Below are 17,003 nucleotides of genomic sequence, written 5' to 3' on the forward strand. Positions count from 1 at the left end.
GTCGCCGGCGACGTCGGCGCCGATCGGTGCGACCAGCGCGGCGCGACCGCCGAGCGCGGCTAGGTTGACCGCGGTGTTGGCGGCACCGCCGGCGGCGGACTGCAACCGCTGGGCGGCCGCCGGGCTCAACGGGCGTGCGGGAGTCTGGCGTACCCCGGTGGTCGGCTCCGGGTCGACGGCGGCCTGGACCGGCGGGCGCGGGGCGCGGTGGGCTGGTGCCCGCTCCACGCCTCGATCCTCGGCGGGTGCCTTCACCTCACACCTCCCGGTCGCCGACCCGTCACCGCAGCTCTCCGTGCCCAACGACCCTGCGTTGGCTGCGTCGCTGGTCACGGGCCTGGAAGTCAGCTCGCCCGCATGCGACTACTGCGGTGCGGGCTCCTCTTCCTCCTCTTCGCCCGTTTCTTGCCGCTGTATATAGGTCTGCGCCGACTCGTCCTCCTCGGACATCTCCTCGGCGCGCTGCACCGGCGGGTGGTCGTGCCCGTCGTGCTCGGCCGCCCGCTGCACGGGAGCGCCCGGGGCAGCAGACGAAGGCGTGGGCGCGGCCGGGGCGGACATCAGCCGGTCGGCGTTGGCGACCGCCTCCCGTTCGAAGCGGTCGGACGGGTCGCTGACCTTCACCCCGCCGCCGTGATCGGTGCCGTCCACCGGCCCGCTGCGCTGCTGCACCACGTGGGTCAGCTCGTGGGCGAGCATGTGCTGCCCGGTCGGCGACGCCGGGTCGTAGCTGTCGCGCTGGAAGACGATGTTCGACCCGACGGTGTACGCCTGTGCGTTGACCGACTTCGCCGACTCGTGCGCCGCGCCATCGGTGTGTACCCGCACGTCACCGAAGTCCTGCCCGCCGAAGCGGGCCTCCATGTCGGTGCGGACCTCGGGCGTCAGCGGTGACCCGCCCCCGGAGTTGACCACGTCGTGCACCGGGGAGGTTTCCGGTTCCAGCAGCTTACCGAGGGCCTGGTTACCGACCGCCCGTTGCAGTCCGAGCAGCCCGGACGCACCGAGGACATCGGGGCGGCCGGCGGTGGCGGCGGAGTACATGAGATGGTCGGTGTCGTGTTCGGGGCCGGACGGCCGGTCACCGGCGGGGCGTACCGCCGCTTCGGAGTCGAATTCACGGTGTCCGCGCATGTCGAGCCTCCTCGCTGAGGTGACCCGACGCGATGACGGCCGGGTCTCCCGAGTCGACCGTCTCGTGCCGGCCGCCCGGCAACAAGGCGAGCTGGCGCCGCCATGGGGGCAGCCCGAGTTGCCCGTACGGGCAACTCCGCCGGACTCAGCGGGACGGTCCGGGCGCCAGCCAGCCAGCGGTTTCGATGCGGTCGCGGGCTCGACCGCGCTTGTCGCACGCGCCTACCATCGGTGGCCCACGCGGCGACTGTCTGGTATGGACGGGAGAACTCATGGTCCTGCGTCGATCGGGGCGGAGTCCCCTACCGCAGCGACGGCGCCCGCGCACCTCCGAGCCCGGTCGGCGGAGGTGGTGGCAGGGCTGGCAGGTCAAGACGGCAGTCATCTCGGCGGTCGTCCCGCTCGTCATCGGTGCCGTGTGGACGCAGGGCGTGAAACTGGTCCACACCTGGGCCAAGCCCGCTCCGAGCGCCTCCGCGTCGGCGCAGCCTTCGGCGTCCACCGGGGGCCCGGAAACCGGGGCGTCGGGCAGCCCGTCGCCAGGTGAGCCCTTGCTGGAGGGTCCGTCGCCGGGCGGATCGCAGCCGGCCAGCGAGCCGGCCCGTGATCCGGCCGCGCCCCCGTCCGGGGCCTCCCCGAAGCCGTCCCGGACGGCCAAACCGGCACCACCGCCCCCGCCGCCGGTCGACCCGGCGACTGAGGCGCAGGTTCGGCGGAGCGGAACGCTGGTTATGGCCGACTACACGGCGTACGACCTGGACTCGACGGCCGCCGACTGGAACCCGACCAAGGACGACTGGGGGCCCAGCCGCGACATCGGGTACGCCTCGTGGTGGCCCGACGCCAGCAACGACGCCCTGGTCAGCCGCGAGGATCCGCGATTCGCGGCGGCGCTGCCGGGTACCGGCCCGTGGCAGCGCGCCGACTGTGTGCGGGCCCGGTACGGAGAGCCGTCCGCTCGTCCGGTCGGGGAGCGGTTGCTGGAGGGGCGGGGAATCTGCGTGGTCACGTCGGCCGGGCGCTATGCGCTGCTGGTGGTGACCAGGGCGGTCGAGAAGCAGCTCACCGTCCGGGTCACCGTCTGGGAGTGAGTCGCGTAGCCGGCTACGGTCGCCTGCACCCGGGACGGCGCGCTCACCCGGTCCCGCGTCGGCGCGCTCACCCGGCCAGCCCCAGGTAAGGGCCGAACTCGCTGGCCAGGGTCAGCCGGCCGAGTTTGCGGTACTCCCGGCCGACCGCGCCGATCAGCTCGGCCATGCCCACCGGCCGGTCCGCTCCGGCGGCCAGGTAGCCGGCGGTCACCGCCGCCGACCGGATGTGCCCACCGGCCAGCTCGAACGACTCCGCCAGGAAGTCCAGGTCCACGTCCGCCGCGCGGGGTACCCGTTCCCCGAGGCAGCGGTCCCACAGCGCCCGGCGGGCCGCCTCGTCCGGGATCGGGAAGTCGACTACCACGTCCAGCCGGCGGGTGAACGCCTCGTCCAGGTTGGCCCGCAGGTTGGTGGCCAGTACCGCCAGCCCGTCGAACGTCTCCATCCGTTGCAGCAGGTACGCGCTCTCGATGTTGGCGTACCGGTCGTGCGCGTCGCGCACCTCGGAGCGCTTGCCGAAGATCGCGTCGGCCTCGTCGAAGAGCAGCACCCCGTTGACCCCGGCCGCCTCACCGAAGATCCTCTCCAGGTTCTTCTCGGTCTCGCCGACGTACTTGTCGACCACCGTGGCCAGGTTGACCGTGTAGAGGTCCAGCCCGAGGCTGCCCGCCACCACCTCGGCGGACATCGTCTTGCCGGTGCCGGAGTCCCCGGCGAACAGCGCGGTCACCCCGTGCCCGCGCCCGCCGCCGGGGCGCATCCGCCACTCGCGCAGCACCCGGTCCCGGTGCCGGGCCCGCCCGGCCAACTCGTGCAGCAACGACCGCGTCGGCCCGGGCAGCACCAGGTCGTCCCAGCCGACCTCGGGGACGATCCGCCGGGCCAGCCGTTCCAGGCCGGCGGCGTTCTGGGTACGCGCACCCGTTCGCAGGTGGGTCTCGCCGACCGGTTCACCGGCGGCGGCGGCGAGCTGGGCGGCCACCGTGGCGGCCCGGCGGATCGCCGGGGCGCCGAGGACGAACTGGGCGGTCGCGGCGGCCGGGTCCAGTCCGTCGGCGAGCCGGTCGGGCAGCGCCGCCCGCCACACCTCGGCCCGCTGCGGCCCGGTCAGCGGCGCGACATCCACCTGGACCGGCGGCACCGCCGTCCATGCCGGATCCCAGGGCTGGGTCCCGTAGGCCAGCACCGGTACCCGGCCGCCGGTCAGCCGGGACCAGACCGGCCAGGGTTCACCGCCGTGCACCGGCCCGACCACCAGCCCCGCGCCGGACAGGACCGCCTCCCGGACCAGGACGGTGGACAGCTCCGCCGGCTGGGGATCGGCGGCCAGCCGGGGCAGGTCGACGGCGAGCGCGCCCCACCCGGCGCCGTGCAGGGCGGCCGCGGCGAGGGCCGGGGCGCTGCCGCCGGGTTGTTCCCGCAGGTACGCCAGGCGCGCACCGGCCCGCTCCAGGGCGCCGCCGAGGGCTGTCGTACCGGGTGGCGGTGGCCCGTACGCCTCGACCGGCTCGGCGAGCCCGACCAGCAGCGGTTCGGGTGCCCCGGCGCCGAGGAGCCAACCGCCGACCCGGTCGGGTACCCACAGTCCCCGGCTGAGTACCGGCCGGTCGGGGGAGTCGATCCGCAGCAGCGCCAGGTCGATCAGGGGTGCCCCGGTGGCGAGCCGGAGCCGGGCCGGGGCGGCGGCCTCGGGCAGCCCGCAGAGCCGCAGCGCCAGGCCGATCGACGGGCGCCGTCGGGTGACGTCGTCGTTGAGGTAGCCGTAGAACTGCTCGAACCGGCTGTCCACGTCGGGGGCGAGGGCCACCAGCAGCAGCGCCTCGTCCAGCGGGGTCAGCCCGGCCGCCCGGGCCAGTCCGGCCAGCCGGTCCATGCCGGTGGGGTCGCCGGCATCGGGGGAAAAGGAGGACCCGGGCCAGGGGGTGAACGGCTCCCGGGTGGCGGCCAGTGCCGCGTCCACCGCCTCGTCGGAGAGGTACAGCCCCCGGAACGGGTCGTCGGGCTGCGGGTCGCTCTCCCTTCGCTGCGCCACGGCGGCGCGTACCGCCCGCTCCACCTGTTGCAGGCGGCGCAGCAGCGCCGGTGCCCCGTCGACCACGGTCAACCGCCGGTACGGGCCCGGCGGTGCCCGACCCGGTCCCCGGTGGCCGTGCCGTCGGTGCGGTCGGCAACCTCGACGGCCAGGCCCTCCTGCGCGGGTGGCCCGGCCGGGACCACCCGGCCGCTGTCCACCGGGGTACTGACCACCAGGTCCAGGGAGGGCTTCAGTTCGCCGCCGAGGGCGGTCCACACGTCGGCGAACGCGCGGTCCTCCGGCGGCGGCAACGCCACGGTCAGTGGTACCGGCATGCCGAGCGTGGCCACCGAGCCGGTCAGCACCGCCGGTGGCAGGGCGTCGAGTCGCAGGAAGCACAACAGCAGCGCGGAGAGCAGCCGGTGCTCGTCCTCCGGCCGCTGGGTCCACGCGGTGACCAGGTAGGACAGTTTGATGTAGCGGGGCGGGGCGACCCGGCGGGCGACGTTGCCGCGCTCGTCGTACTCGTTGACCAGGCCACGGGAGCGGCGGCGCAGGTCCTCCCGGATGTCGTACAGGTAGATGTTGATGGTGGGGGCGTTGCGCCGGGCGGCCCACTCCTTCGTCGGGGCCTCCAGCACGATCTCCACCCCGGACCCGGCGAGGGCGTCGTCGCGGACCAACCGGCGCAGCGCGTCGTCGATCTCGTGGATCACCGGTTCACCCCCGGCCGCCGAACACCGGTGGGGCGAGCCCGCGTGGCACCACCAGGAACGGTGCGGTGGCGCGTACCGGTGCGAAGGTCGCACCGGAGACCCGGGTGGCGGTCAGTTCCCGCAGCCCCAGCGTGTCCTTGCGCAGGATCAGCATCGGGGTGCGGAAGGTCCCGTCGGCGCCGACGGTCACCGTGTCCGGGGTGGTGGTGATCCCGGGTGCCCAGCGCAGCCGTACCTGCGACCCGGGCGGGAAACCGGTGCCGACGGCGGTGGTCACGAACCCCGGCGGGCCGATCGCCGGGTCGAGGGTCACCGTCGGGGCGAGGACCCGTACCGGTGCCTGCGCGGTCCGGGTCGCCGGGACCTGCCGGACGGTCGCGGTGACCCGGCCACTGACGGTCCCGGTGACCGCCGCCCGGGCGGGCAGTACGACGGTGACGACCTGCTGCCCGGCCGGGCCGAGCGTGCCGAGCAGGCAGAGCCGGCGACTGGTCCCGCAGCGCGGGTCGGCGCTGACCGCCGGGAGCAGCGGATCGGGTGCGGTGACCTCCAACCAGACGTTGTCCGCCGGCAGCGGGGTGTCGTTGCGCACGGTGAAGGTGACCGGTACCGGATCGCCGCCGATGTAGCCCGGCTGGCCGCCGACCGAGACGGCCAGGCTCAGGTCCGGCACGGGCAGCCGCTGGAAGGCCGGTTCCGCGCCGACGGCCCGGATCACGGTCACCGGGGTACCGCCCGCTGCGGGCAGCACGACGATGTCCCGCGGTTCCTCCGACCGTTGCAGCGTCACCGCGACCAGCCGGCTGTCCGGGGACCAGGCCGGGTCGGCCACCGACCGACCGGCCCGGTCCGTTGGGGCGAGCGGGTGCCGGGCCCCGGAGCCGTCGGGGGCCACCACGCACAGGTCCGCCGGTTGGCTGCTGTCGGCGAAGGCGAGCGCCGACCCGTCCGGTGCCCAGGCCGGTGACCGGTCGGTGGCGCGACCCGGACAGCCGTTACCCACCCGGGCGCTCAGGTCCCGCTGGTCGGTGACGGTCAGCGTGCCGGCGATGCTCCCGTCGAGGCGGGCAAGCCAGATCCGGCTGCCGGCGGCCTGCGGGTCGGCCACCACGATCAGCGCCGTGTCGGAGCCGGTCCGCCCGTCGCGGTCGGTGGCCGTGCAGGTCACCACGGTCTGCCCGATCGGGAACAGGGCACCGGGGGCGGGTTCGCAGCGTACCGGCAGCGGCTGGTTGTCGGAGTCCACCGCCATCGCCCGGTAGCGCACCCGCGTCCCGTCCGGTCCGTCCGGTGGTACCCGCATGTCGTCGACCCGGACCAGCGGCCCGCCGGGATAGGCGACCCGGACGATCAACTCCTGTACGGTGTCCGCGCCGGCCTCCGGCGGGTCGAGGTCGAAGCGCAGCGTGCAGCGCAGCACGCTGCCGGGGACCGCCCCGGGCGCGACCGAGACGGTTTCGGTGAACCGGGCCGGTGTGCCGGCGTGCACCTTGGCGGGATCGGGGAAGAAGGCGACCGACAGGCCGTCCTCGCAGGTCGCGCGCGGGTGGACGGTGATGGTCAGTTCCCGGATGGCCTTGCTGATCGCGTCGATCATCTGGGCCGGCGTGCTGTCGGCGGCGAGCCGTCCGCCGGTCTCGGTGGCGAGCCAGCTCGCGACCCTGTCACTGTCCAGGCCGTTCTCCCCGGCCACGCTGACGATCGGTACCCCGATCAGAGTGATCTTCGCATCGACCAGGTCGTCCCGGAGGTCGCTCGAAGTGATCGGGGTACCGTCGGGTGCGGTCTTGTCCCGGCTGTTGGTGTCGCTGATCAGGACGACGATCCGGCTGCCGTCAGGACGGAACCCGACCCCGTTCCCGGCGGCGATCTGCTGGAGCGCGTAGAACCAGTTCTCCTCGCCGTATTGGCTGGTCGCGGTGAGTGCACCGACGGCGCGGGCGATCGCGGCGTCGTCGTCGGTCACCGGTTGGCGGAGCCGGTACATGTCCGGGTCGTAGTCGCCACCTTCGCTGAGTCGGCCGCTGAACGTGGCCAGGCCGAACCGGGCGTCCGGCTGACTCGTCCGTACCGTCTGGATCACCTCGGGCAGTCGGGCCTTGAGCTGGCCGATCACGCTCTCGCCGCCTTCGCCTGGCTGGGACATGGAGGCGGTGTCGTCGACCAGGAAGAGGATGTCCGGGCGGGGCGGGATCTCCGGCGTGCGCACCGACTGCTCCACGGTGAACGTGGTGCCGGGATATGCCGGCCGGTCCACTTTCGGTACCGTCAGGTCGCTCTGCCGAGGGCTGGCCTGGCGGGCGAAGGCGAGCTGCCGGCCGTCCGGGGACCAGGTCGGCTCGGCGTCCCGACCGCTGAGATATGAGGGCATGTCGACCGTGGTGAGCAGCCGCGCGTCGGCGACCGCGACGACCAGGACCCGGGACGGCTGGGCGGGGTCGGCGGGGTACCGGGTGAACGCGATCGCGTCCCCGGCCGGCGACCAACTGGGGTCGGTGTCCCGGTCACCAGCCACGGTGCCGGGCGGGGCGAGGGTCTGCGGGTTGGCGCCGGTCGCGTCGGCGACGACGATGCGGGTACCGGTCCCGGACTGCTCGGCGCTGTAGGCCAGCCGGGTGCCGTCCGGGCTGAAGGCCGGTGTGGTCTCGGACAGTCCCGGGCGGGCGGTGTGGTCGCGGCGGTCCGCACCGGTGGCGTCGGCGGTCCACACGTCGGTCGAGGCGGTCCGTTCGGTGGCCGTCCAGAGCAGGTCGCCGTCGGGGGACCAGGCCGGTCCGTGCTCGGCCAGCGGGCCGGTGGCGACCGGGGTGACCCGGCCGGCCCGGATGACGTGGACATCGCCGGACCGGTCGTCGCGGGCGGCGGTGAAGGCGATCCGGGTGCCGTCGGGGGACCAGGCCGGCTCGCTGGCGTTTCCGGGCCCGGGCACCGCGCGGGTCACCGGGCCACCGCCGACGGCCACGGTCGCCACGGTCCGGGCCGTCGGATCGGCGGCCGGCGCGAAGCGGGTGGTGGTGAAGGCGAGCTGCCGGCCGTCGGGGGACCAGGCGGGTTGCCCGTCGGCGGCCGGGCCGTCGGTCACCCGTACCGGTGTGCCGCCGGTGGCGGGTACCAGGTGGATGTCCCCGGCCGGGTCGTCGCGGGTGCTGCTGAACGCGATCCGGGTGCCGTCGGGCGACCACGTCGGCCAACTGTCCCCGGCCGGATGGTCGGTGAGCCGGCGCAGCCCGGATCCGTCGGTCGCGACCAGCCAGATGTCGGGGTTGCCGCCCCGGTCGCTGGTGAATGCGACCCGGCGGCCGTCGGGGGACAGTGCCGGATGGTCGACGGTGCCGGGTCCGCCGACCAGCCGCAGCGGTGTGGTGCCGGGCCGGCGCAGGTAGAGCGCCCCACCCAGGTCGGTGCCGGCGGTACCGGCCCGGTGTCCGATCCAGACCAGCCGGCCGGCGCGCGCGTCGACGTCCCGGTCGGCGTCGCTGCGTTCGTCGGTGGTGAGCAGTGGTGCCGGTACGCCGGTGGTGGCGGCGCTGACCACCAGGGTGGCGCGTTCGTCGCTGCGGTAGCCCAGCCGGTAGCCGGCCCCGGTCTCGGCGGCCGGCGGGGCCGGGGCCGGCGGCACCGGGCCGGGTGGTTCGGGTGCGGCCAGGGCCGGCCCGGCCACCAGCCCGAGCACCATCACGATCCACCGACGGTTGCCCCAGCGCACGACACCTCCCGTGGTCACGCCTGTCACCACCGTGGCGAGCCCGGCGGGGTCGGGTAGCGCCAGTCGGTGCCGGTCTGCGGGCAGCGCGGACTGCCCGAACGGGCAGCACCGGTCAGATCAGGCCGTTGCGCAGCGCGTACGCCACGGCGTGGCAGCGGTTGCGCAGGTGCAGCCGGCTGGTCACGTCGTGCAGGATGTTCTTGATCGTCCGTTGGGAGTAGGAGAGCTTCGTGGCGATTTCGGCGGTGTCGAAACCGTCGGCGACCAGCCGGAGCACCTCGACCTCCCGGTCGGCCAGCCCGGAGAAGGTCAGCCCGCGCGGCCCGAGAACCTCCCGTTGCAGGGTCCCGACCTGTTGCAGCAGCCGGCCCAGCAGGTCCGCCGGGACGGCGCCCTCCCCGGCGGCGGCGGCGCGGATCACCGCGACCAGCCGGTCCGCGCTGGCCTCCGAGCGGCGGACGATCCCGGCGACCCCGTGTTCGACGGCGGCGACCAGGCCGGCATCGTCCACCTGGGTCACCACGAGCACCAGGGCGGCGGTGGCCCGGCTGCGTAGCGCGCGCAGGGTCCGTAGGGTCGGTTCGTCGATGCTGTCGGTGACGACCATCGCCACCTGGGCCTGGTCGGCCTCGGTCTCGTCGAGCAGGAGCACCTCCGGGCGGGGGCGCAGTTGGCTGACCACGCCGGCCCGGGAGATGACGTCGGTGGAGGACAGATGGACGGGTACGCGCCGCATGAGCACCCCCAGGTGCGGTCGGATGACGGATTGCGCCGAGTATCGCCCCCGCCACCAATCGTGCAGTCAACGTGGACTTAACGGCCCTCACGGGCTGCCCCAAGGTCTTCCTCGATGGCGGATTGAAACGGCCCGGCCGCCCCTAGAGTCGCGGCCATGACCACCGACGCGAACCTGGACACCGACCTCGTCGAGGTCAGCCCGGGCGGCGAGGCGAGCTGCCGGCTGGAGATCCGCAATGCCGGCCCGATCGTCGAGTCGTACGTGATCGAGGTGCTCGGTGAGCCGGCCGGCTGGGCGAGTGTGCAGCCGCCCACCGTCTCGGTCTTCCCCGGCTCGACCGAGTCGGTCACGGTGTACTTCCACCCGCCCCGCTCCGCGCAGGTGGTGGCCGGTGAGCGTCCGTTCGCGGTGCGGGTCACGCCGACGGAGAACCCGGATGCCCAGGTGGTGCCCGAGGCGACCGTACGGGTGCTGCCGTTCGCCGAGATCGCACCGGAGATCCTGCCCCGTACCTCCCGGGGGAGGTGGGGTGGCCGGCACGAGCTGTCCGTGGCCAACCTGGGCAACCAGCCGCTGGGGCTGACCCTGACCGGTAGCGATCCGGACAACCGGCTGCGCGTGACGACCCGTCCGGCGCAGCTCACGGTCGCCCCCGGCGGGAACGCGTTCGTCCGGGTTCGGGTGCGTACCCGTGGCCTGCGCTGGCGTGGTCACCCGGTGACGCTGCCCTTCCGGGTCGCGGTGACCTCGGAGGACGTACCCCCGGCCACCCTGGACGCGGCGACCGTGCAGGAGCCGGTGTTCCCGCAGGGATTGGGTCGGGTGGTGGCGGCGCTGCTGGTGCTGGCGCTGATCGGTGTCGGGCTGTGGTACGCGCTGCTGAAACCGAAGGTGAGGTCCCTGGCCGAGGAGGCGGCCCAGGCGCAGGTGGCCCCGGTGGCCCAGCAGGCCAGCGCGGCCGACAGCAAGGCCCAGGAGGCGGACAGCAAGGCCCAGCAGGCGGTCGAGGCGGTGGGGGCCACGCTGTCCCCGCGTCCGTCGGCTTCCTCGCCGGCCCCGGACAGCCTGGTGCCCGGCATCCCACCCGGCGGGGAGCCGTTCAGCCGTCGACTGTCGGTCACCGCCGGGGGCGGCGCCACCCGCACCGACCAGTACACGGTGCCCGACGGGCGGACCTTCGTGCTGACCGACATCTTCCTGCAGAACCCGCAGGGTGACGAGGGGCGGCTGGAGCTGGTGGTCGACGGTACGACCGTGCTGACCGTGGCGCTGGGCAACTTCCGGGACCTGGACTACCACATGGTGTCCCCGATCGTGATCGACGACGGTGAGGTGGTCAGCCTGCGGACCACCTGTCGTCGGGCGGGCACCGCGCTGGACGGCGCCGGTGGCGGCGGCGGCCAGTGCCGGGACTTCGCCCTGCTCAACGGGTACACCCGCAGCGCGCCCACCCGGGCCCCCTGACGCGCCGGGCGGGCTCCCTGACCCGGCCACTCTGGCTTCCCAGCCGCCTCGGGTGGCGGTTATCCGGTCGACCGGGTGCCCGCCCGGTGCGATGCTGCCCGGATGTCCGTACCTGCCGGGGTGCTCATTCGGTGGCAGTTCGATCTGACGTGGGCGCTGTTCGAGTACCACCTTGAGCGACTGGAGCCGGCGGACTTCCACTGGGAGCCCGCCGCGCGCTGTTGGACGGTGCGCCGGGGGCCCGACGGCCGGTGGGTACCGGACTGGGCGGAGACCGAGCCGGACCCGGTTCCGGTACCCACGATCTGCTGGCTGGTCTGGCATATCGGCTGGTGGTGGACCAACGCCATCGATCAGCTTCGGGGGCGGCCGGTGCGTCCGCACACCGACGTCGACTGGCCCGGTGCCGGTGAGCCGGCGCTGATCTGGTTACGTGACCTGAACACCCGGTGGCGGGACCGGCTTGATCGGCTCACCGATGCCGACCTCGACGGTGCCGTGTCGTTCCCCTGGCCGGACGGTTCCGGGCACACCGTCGCCCACCTGGCTGGTTGGGTCAACGCCGAGTTGATGAAGAACGTGGCGGAGATCGGTCAGCTCCGGCTGCTGCGGGCGGCGCACCCGCCGACCTGACCCGGGTCCTGTCGTTTCGCGTGCCGGAGGGTGTCCCTCCGACGGCGGGGTGCCGCTATGACGCCGGTCACGTGGGCGGACCGGTCTGCGGCGCACGGGTGTGCGCGGCGCGCCGGTCCCATCGGTTGACCCGCGGGGTCGGCAATGACCGATATGGCCGGCATGGTGGCGACGGATGTCGCCGGTTGCGCGACGGCCCGTCGTTGGGCTGTCGCCCTGCGTCGCGGGCGACCGACAGTTGTTGCGCACCGGTATCGATTCATCGATCGGGCTGGCCTCCCGTGCCTGGTCCCACCTGCTGGGCAGGGGCTTGTAACTCCTACTAACCCGATAGGAATATTGGGCTATGCAGCCCGGCTTGATCCTGACCGAGCGGCGCGTGGTCGACCTCCTGCGCGTCGCCAGCGGCCTGTGTCGTTAGCCAGTCGCTGATCCCGTAGAGACAACCGGCGGCCCGACCCGGGCGGTCGACGGGCCACCAGGCGCCGACAGGCAGCCGGTGTCGTCCGGTCGCATTCCGGTCTCCCGCCGTCCCCGCGCTGACCCACCCCGCTAATCGCCATCGATCGATCGGGGTGCCCATCCTGCCCGACCGGCCCTGGCGGCCGGTCCGCTGGCACCTGTTCACCCGCAACGTCCGCCCGCGACCGTCAGGGTGCGCCCACGCGCGCCGGTCGTCGCGTACCCCGAGGAGTCGTCATGACCGTCGCGCCGCACGTCACCCCTACCGCCGGACCGGTGGTGCGCTACACCAGCTGCCGGATCCCGACCGCCACCGCGACCGCCGAGCGGGCCGGCCTGCTCGCCGGTCTGGCGCCCGTGACCGGCGGCGCGTTCACCCCGCTGCGTGACCTCGACCCGGAGCAGGCCGAGCACCACCACCAGGTACACGACACCGCCCTGTTCCGGGAGGGGGGCAACATCCCTCCGCTGTGGACCCGGGCCCGGGGCGCCCGTACCCGGCTGATCGGCCTGACCTGGATCGAGGAGGGACAGGCGATCGTCACCCGGACCGACGCCGGCATTGCTGGCCCAGGTGACCTCCGTGGACGTCGGGTGGCGGTGCCCGCCGCGCGTCGCCGGGAACCGCAACTCGCCCGGCCGGTCGCGATGCACGGCTTCACCGGGGCACTCGCGCTGGCCGGACTGACCCTCGACGACGTACACCTGGTCGAGGTCGACTCCGGTGCGGGTGACCTGCGGGACTTCTGGCGGCGGCAGCGGCTGCTCCCGGCCCAGCCTGCGGTGGACGCGGTGGCCGACGGCCGGGCCGACGCCGCGTACCTGGTCGGACCCGCCGCCGCCGAGTACGCCGCCCGGCTCGGCCTGGTGGTCGCCATCGACCTGGACCGGGCCGGCGACCGCCGGTACCGGGTCAACCTGGGTACCCCGAGGGCGATCACCGTGGATCAGTCCACCCTGGACACGCAGCCCGACCTGGTGGTGGCCTACCTCGCCCGGCTGATCCGGGCGGCCGACCACGCCGCGCACAACCGGGCGGAGTTCGTCGCCGCCATCGCCGCCCAGACCGGTGCCCAGATCGCCTCGGTCGAGGCGGTCTACGGGGCGGGCGCCGGCCGGGGCGATCTGCGGCCGCGGCTCGACGCGGACCTGCTGGACCGCTACGACCAGCAGAAGAACTTCCTGCTCCGGCACGGCTTCATCGACCGGGACTTCGACCTGTACGCCTGGGCCGCCCCGGAGCCACTCCGGCTCGCCACCGAGTCCCTGGCCGGCGCCGGTGTCGGCCCTGCGGCCTGAAACCACCTCCGCCTGAAACCACCTCCGCCTGAAACCACCTCCGCACTCCGCCGTCGACGCGGCATCCCACTGCAAGGAGACGACGAACCACCATGACTGGCCGAACACGACACCGCACCACCTGGCACCGGTTGGCCGGCCTCGCCGCCGTGGTGACCGCCCTGACCGTCACCGCAGGTTGCGGCACCGCCGGGGAGCCGGCTGCCGAGGCTGCGGGGGAGGGCGGCACCCTGACCGTCGGTCTGGCCAAGGAGACCGAGTGCAAGGACCCGCAGCAGGACAACTACGGCTACGGCGGCACCATCGGCCGGCAGATCGTCGACTCGCTCACCGAGCGCAACGGCACCGACCTGACCAGGATCGAGCCGTGGCTCGCCACGTCCTGGGAGGTCAGCCCGGACGCCTCGACGTACACTTTCAAGCTCCGTGACGACGTCACGTTCAGCGACGGGTCGGTCTTCGACGCCAGCGTGGTCAAGGCCAACTTCGAGGCGCTGGCCGGGATCAAGGCGGCCACCGGCGCGGCGTTCGTGCAGGGCATCAAGGCGATCACCACGCCGGAGAAGTTCACCGCAAAGATCGAGTTCGACAAGCCCAACGCGGCGTTCCTCCAGGCGACCTCGTCCTGGCAGCTCGGCATCCTCGCGCCGGCCTCGGTGGCCAGGACACCCGAGCAGCGGTGCAGCGAGGGCGTCATCGGCTCCGGGCCCTTCGTGGTCAAGGAGGCGGTCTACAACGAGCAGACCACCCTGGAACGCCGAACGGACTACACCTGGCCGTCGAAGGCCCGTAAGCGCACCGGCGCCGCAGCCTTCGACAAGGTGGTCTTCCGGATCGTGCCCGAGGCGGGGGTGCGCACCGGGGCGATCAGCAGCGGCCAGCTCGATCTGGCCCAGTCCATCTCCTGGCAGGACGGCCCGGTCCTGGAGAAGGCCGGCCAGCAGTTGCTCAAGGCGGTCAACCGGGTCCCAGCGGTATCCCTGGAGGTCAACACCTCCCGGCCGGTCCTCAACGAGGAGGCGGTCCGGGTCGCGCTGACCCACGCGATCGACCGGAAGAAGCTGGTGGAGACCGCGCACAACGGCTACACCCTCCCGGCCACCGGCTCACTCACCGCGGCCAACCCGTTCCACCTGGCCCAGCCGGAGGCGCTGAGGTACGACCCCGAGCAGTCCCGGAAGCTGCTGGACCAGGCCGGCTGGCAGGTCGGCGGGGACGGCATTCGCAGCCGGAACGGCAAGCGCCTGCAGATCACCGCCTCGTTCGTCGGCAACCCGGACAACCAGACCTTCCTGGAGGTGATCCAGCAGCAGGTCCGTGAGGTCGGCATCGACTTCACGCTCCGGCCGCTGTCCACCGGGGAGTTCGACACCGCGCTGGTGGCCGGCGACTACGACGTACACCGGTGGAGCGGCGCCCTCGTCGACGGTGACGTGCTGCGGATCCTCTTCTCCACCAGGACGCTCAACAAGTCGCGGCTGACCCCGGGTAACGACCTCGAAGCGCTGCTGCAGAAGCAGGTCGCCATCGGTGACCCGGCCGAGCGGCGCAAGGTGCTCGACGAGATCCAGCGGGTGCTCGTCGAGCGGGCGTACCAGATCCCGGTCTTCGACATGGTCAACCTCTGGGGCGCCGGCAGGAAGCTGACCGGCGTCGAGTTCGACGACAGCTCGCTGATCCTCTACGACGCGCAGTTCACCAGTTGACCGCGGTACCGCGGGGTACCGCACGTCCGGTACCCCGCAGTACCCCCGCCGGGCCGGGAGCCGGCCCCACCCCAGAAGAAAGAGAGGCGACACGGTGATCACGTACGCGGTCAGGCGTCTCGGGCACGCGCTGCTGGTGCTCTGGGCGACCTTCACGGCGACCTTCTTCCTGCTCTACGTGCTGCCGGGGGACGCCGCGTTGAGCAAGGCCGGGGTGGGTGGCGACGGGGCCACCCTCAGCCCGGCCGAACTGGTCCGGGTCCGCGCCGACCTCGGACTCGACCAGCCGGTTGTCGGGCAGTACGCCACGGCGCTGCTGCACGCCCTGCGGGGCGACTTCGGCACCTCGACGCAGACCGGCGCGCCCGCGCTGTCGATGTACGTCGAGGCGATCCCGGAGACGCTCAAGCTCGCCGGATCGGCGCTGCTGCTGGGCCTGGTCGCCGGCACCGGGTGGGCGCTGCTGGCGGCCTGGACCCGCTGGCGGTTCCTGCGACAGGCGCTGCTCGCCCTGCCGGCCGTCGGGGTGTCGATCCCGACCTTCTGGATCGGCCTGCTGCTGATCCAGGTCGTCTCGTTCCGGTGGCAACTGCTCCCGGCCATCGGCAACGACGGCGTGCGCAGCCTCGTCCTACCGGCACTCGTGCTGGCCGTACCCACCGCGGCGATGTCCGCGCAGATCCTGTCCCGCAGCCTGGAGGCCACGCTGCACGCCCCGTACATCGAGACCGCCCGGGCGCGGGGCGCGTCCCGGAGCCGGGTGCTGCTACGGCACGCGCTGCGCAACTCGGTCCTGCCGGTGGTCACCGCACTCGGCATGACCGCAGGGCACCTGATCGGCGGCTCGGTGATCATGGAGACGGTCTTCTCCCGGTCCGGCGTGGGGGCGATCACGGTCCGGGCGGTCAACTTTCAGGACACGCCGGTGGTGCTGGTGGCGGTGGTCTTCGCCGCCGTTGTCTTCGTCGGCGTCAACCTGCTGGTCGACCTGCTCTACCCGGTGATCGACCCGAGGATCCAGCTACGTACGACGCGCGGTGCTGGCCTGCTGCGCGCCGGGGTGGCGACATGAGCCTGACCGAGCAGATCGTGCCGCACCTCGAACCGGTGCACCCCGGCGACCCGGCGACGGCCGCCGGAGCCGGGGGCCGGTCCCAACCGTCCCGCCGGACCCGGTCCATGCCGGCCCGGCTCGGCCGGCTGGCCCGCCAGCCCGGACTGCTCCTCGCCTGGACCGTGCTCGCCCTGGTCGGCCTCGCCGCCGTGGCACCCGGGCTGTTCACCGACCACGATCCGCTGCGCCCGGCGGGGCCGAGGCTTACCGCACCGAGCGGTACGTTCCCCTTCGGCACCGACAACCTCGGCCGGGACCTGTTCACCCGGGTGGTGTACGGCACCGCCGAATCGGTCCAGGCGGTGATCATCGCCGTCCTGGTCGGACTGGTCGTCGGGTCGGTTCTCGGGCTGCTCGCCGGCTATCTCGGTGGCTGGGTGGACGACGTGCTGATGCGCGTGGTCGACGTGCTGCTCGCGGTACCCGCGCTGCTGATCTCGCTGGCCTTCATCACCGCCCTCGGGTTCGGGACGGTCAACATCGCCATCGCGGTGGGCATCGGCAACGTGGCGTCCTTCGCCCGGGTGATGCGGGCCGAGGTGCTCCGGATCAAGGGCAGCGCCTTCGTCGAGGCGGCCACCTTCGCCGGGATCGGCCGGCTGCGGCTGCTTGCCCGGCACATCCTGCCCAACACCGCCGGTCCGGTGCTGGTGCTGGCCACCCTCGAACTCGGCCTGGCGCTGCTGAGCGTCTCCGCGCTCAGCTTCCTCGGCTTCGGCGCGCCACCACCGGCACCCGAGTGGGGCAGCCTGGTCGCCGGTGGTCGGGACTATCTCGCCGCCGCCTGGTGGATGGCGAGCATCCCCGGCTTCGTCATCGCCGCCACCGTCCTGTCGGCCAACCGGATCGCCCGGTCGGTCAACCGTCACCAGGTGAGCGCGTTCTGATGCCGGTCACCGAGGCGCCGCCGGGCACCACCACCCAC

Annotated in this window: 13 protein-coding genes; 7 read left to right on the forward strand and 6 right to left on the reverse strand. The window is 73.3% G+C overall.

Going from position 1 to position 17,003, the window contains the following annotated elements:
• Positions 1-228: PfkB family carbohydrate kinase (locus V6U90_RS08265; protein WP_334432880.1), on the reverse strand; the 228-nt coding region annotated here is incomplete at its 3' end.
• Between the two features lie 135 nt (positions 229-363).
• Entirely contained in the window at positions 364-1,134 is a 771-nt protein-coding gene (locus V6U90_RS08270) for an eCIS core domain-containing protein (RefSeq protein ID WP_334432883.1), read from the reverse strand.
• A 731-nt stretch (positions 1,135-1,865) separates the two neighbouring features.
• On the opposite strand from V6U90_RS08270, the gene V6U90_RS08275 reads away from it, so the two are divergent.
• Positions 1,866-2,225: a hypothetical protein gene (locus V6U90_RS08275; RefSeq protein ID WP_334432886.1), complete on the forward strand. Its 360-nt coding sequence runs from the start codon at positions 1,866-1,868 to the stop codon at positions 2,223-2,225.
• Positions 2,226-2,292: 67 nt separating this feature from the next.
• Here the strand turns inward: V6U90_RS08275 and V6U90_RS08280 are convergent, their stop codons facing one another.
• From V6U90_RS08280 to V6U90_RS08295, 4 genes are all read right to left on the reverse strand, one after another.
• Positions 2,293-4,323, reverse strand: a complete 2,031-nt coding sequence (locus V6U90_RS08280; protein WP_334433132.1) for an ATP-binding protein — start codon at positions 4,321-4,323, stop codon at positions 2,293-2,295.
• A gap of 2 nt (positions 4,324-4,325) precedes the next feature.
• Positions 4,326-4,955 (reverse strand): DUF4255 domain-containing protein, encoded by a 630-nt coding sequence (locus tag V6U90_RS08285; RefSeq protein WP_334432889.1) that lies wholly within the window; start codon positions 4,953-4,955, stop codon positions 4,326-4,328.
• A gap of 4 nt (positions 4,956-4,959) precedes the next feature.
• Positions 4,960-8,679, reverse strand: a complete 3,720-nt coding sequence (locus V6U90_RS08290; RefSeq protein ID WP_334432892.1) for a VWA domain-containing protein — start codon at positions 8,677-8,679, stop codon at positions 4,960-4,962.
• A gap of 94 nt (positions 8,680-8,773) precedes the next feature.
• Complete coding sequence (locus V6U90_RS08295; protein ID WP_334432895.1) at positions 8,774-9,397, reverse strand: response regulator transcription factor; 624 nt, start codon at positions 9,395-9,397, stop codon at positions 8,774-8,776.
• Positions 9,398-9,553: 156 nt separating this feature from the next.
• On the opposite strand from V6U90_RS08295, the gene V6U90_RS08300 reads away from it, so the two are divergent.
• The 6 genes from V6U90_RS08300 to V6U90_RS08325 all read left to right on the forward strand — a co-directional run bounded on the left by V6U90_RS08300 (position 9,554) and on the right by V6U90_RS08325 (position 16,965).
• Positions 9,554-10,864: a COG1470 family protein gene (locus tag V6U90_RS08300; RefSeq protein ID WP_334432898.1), complete on the forward strand. Its 1,311-nt coding sequence runs from the start codon at positions 9,554-9,556 to the stop codon at positions 10,862-10,864.
• Between the two features lie 102 nt (positions 10,865-10,966).
• Positions 10,967-11,497, forward strand: coding sequence for a DinB family protein (locus V6U90_RS08305; protein ID WP_334432901.1), 531 nt, complete (start codon positions 10,967-10,969; stop codon positions 11,495-11,497).
• A gap of 699 nt (positions 11,498-12,196) precedes the next feature.
• On the forward strand, positions 12,197-13,258 hold the full coding sequence (locus tag V6U90_RS08310; RefSeq protein ID WP_334432903.1) for an ABC transporter substrate-binding protein: 1,062 nt from the start codon (positions 12,197-12,199) through the stop codon (positions 13,256-13,258).
• Between the two features lie 92 nt (positions 13,259-13,350).
• A complete protein-coding gene (locus tag V6U90_RS08315; protein WP_334432906.1) occupies positions 13,351-14,964 on the forward strand; it encodes an ABC transporter substrate-binding protein in 1,614 nt (537 codons plus the stop codon).
• A gap of 94 nt (positions 14,965-15,058) precedes the next feature.
• The gene (locus V6U90_RS08320) at positions 15,059-16,036 is read left to right on the forward strand and encodes an ABC transporter permease (protein ID WP_334432908.1); all 978 of its coding nucleotides are present in this window, start codon (positions 15,059-15,061) and stop codon (positions 16,034-16,036) included.
• The gene (locus V6U90_RS08325) at positions 16,033-16,965 is read left to right on the forward strand and encodes an ABC transporter permease (protein WP_334432910.1); all 933 of its coding nucleotides are present in this window, start codon (positions 16,033-16,035) and stop codon (positions 16,963-16,965) included. The genes V6U90_RS08320 and V6U90_RS08325 overlap by 4 nt, the downstream gene beginning before the upstream one ends.
• The last annotated feature ends 38 nt before the right edge of the window (positions 16,966-17,003 follow it).

This window comes from Micromonospora sp. CPCC 206060 (assembly GCF_036906895.1).
GTDB lineage: Bacteria > Actinomycetota > Actinomycetes > Mycobacteriales > Micromonosporaceae > Micromonospora.

Bases quoted from the DNA above. Each gene is read 5' to 3' on its own strand.
- V6U90_RS08275 (WP_334432886.1), top strand. From the start codon at position 1,866: ATGGCCGACTACACGGCGTACGACCTGGACTCGACGGCCGCCGACTGG.
- V6U90_RS08315 (WP_334432906.1), top strand. From the start codon at position 13,351: ATGACTGGCCGAACACGACACCGCACCACCTGGCACCGGTTGGCCGGC.
- V6U90_RS08325 (WP_334432910.1), top strand. From the start codon at position 16,033: ATGAGCCTGACCGAGCAGATCGTGCCGCACCTCGAACCGGTGCACCCC.
- V6U90_RS08270 (WP_334432883.1), bottom strand. From the start codon at position 1,134: ATGCGCGGACACCGTGAATTCGACTCCGAAGCGGCGGTACGCCCCGCC.
- V6U90_RS08300 (WP_334432898.1), top strand. From the start codon at position 9,554: ATGACCACCGACGCGAACCTGGACACCGACCTCGTCGAGGTCAGCCCG.
- V6U90_RS08295 (WP_334432895.1), bottom strand. From the start codon at position 9,397: ATGCGGCGCGTACCCGTCCATCTGTCCTCCACCGACGTCATCTCCCGG.
- V6U90_RS08305 (WP_334432901.1), top strand. From the start codon at position 10,967: ATGTCCGTACCTGCCGGGGTGCTCATTCGGTGGCAGTTCGATCTGACG.
- V6U90_RS08310 (WP_334432903.1), top strand. From the start codon at position 12,197: ATGACCGTCGCGCCGCACGTCACCCCTACCGCCGGACCGGTGGTGCGC.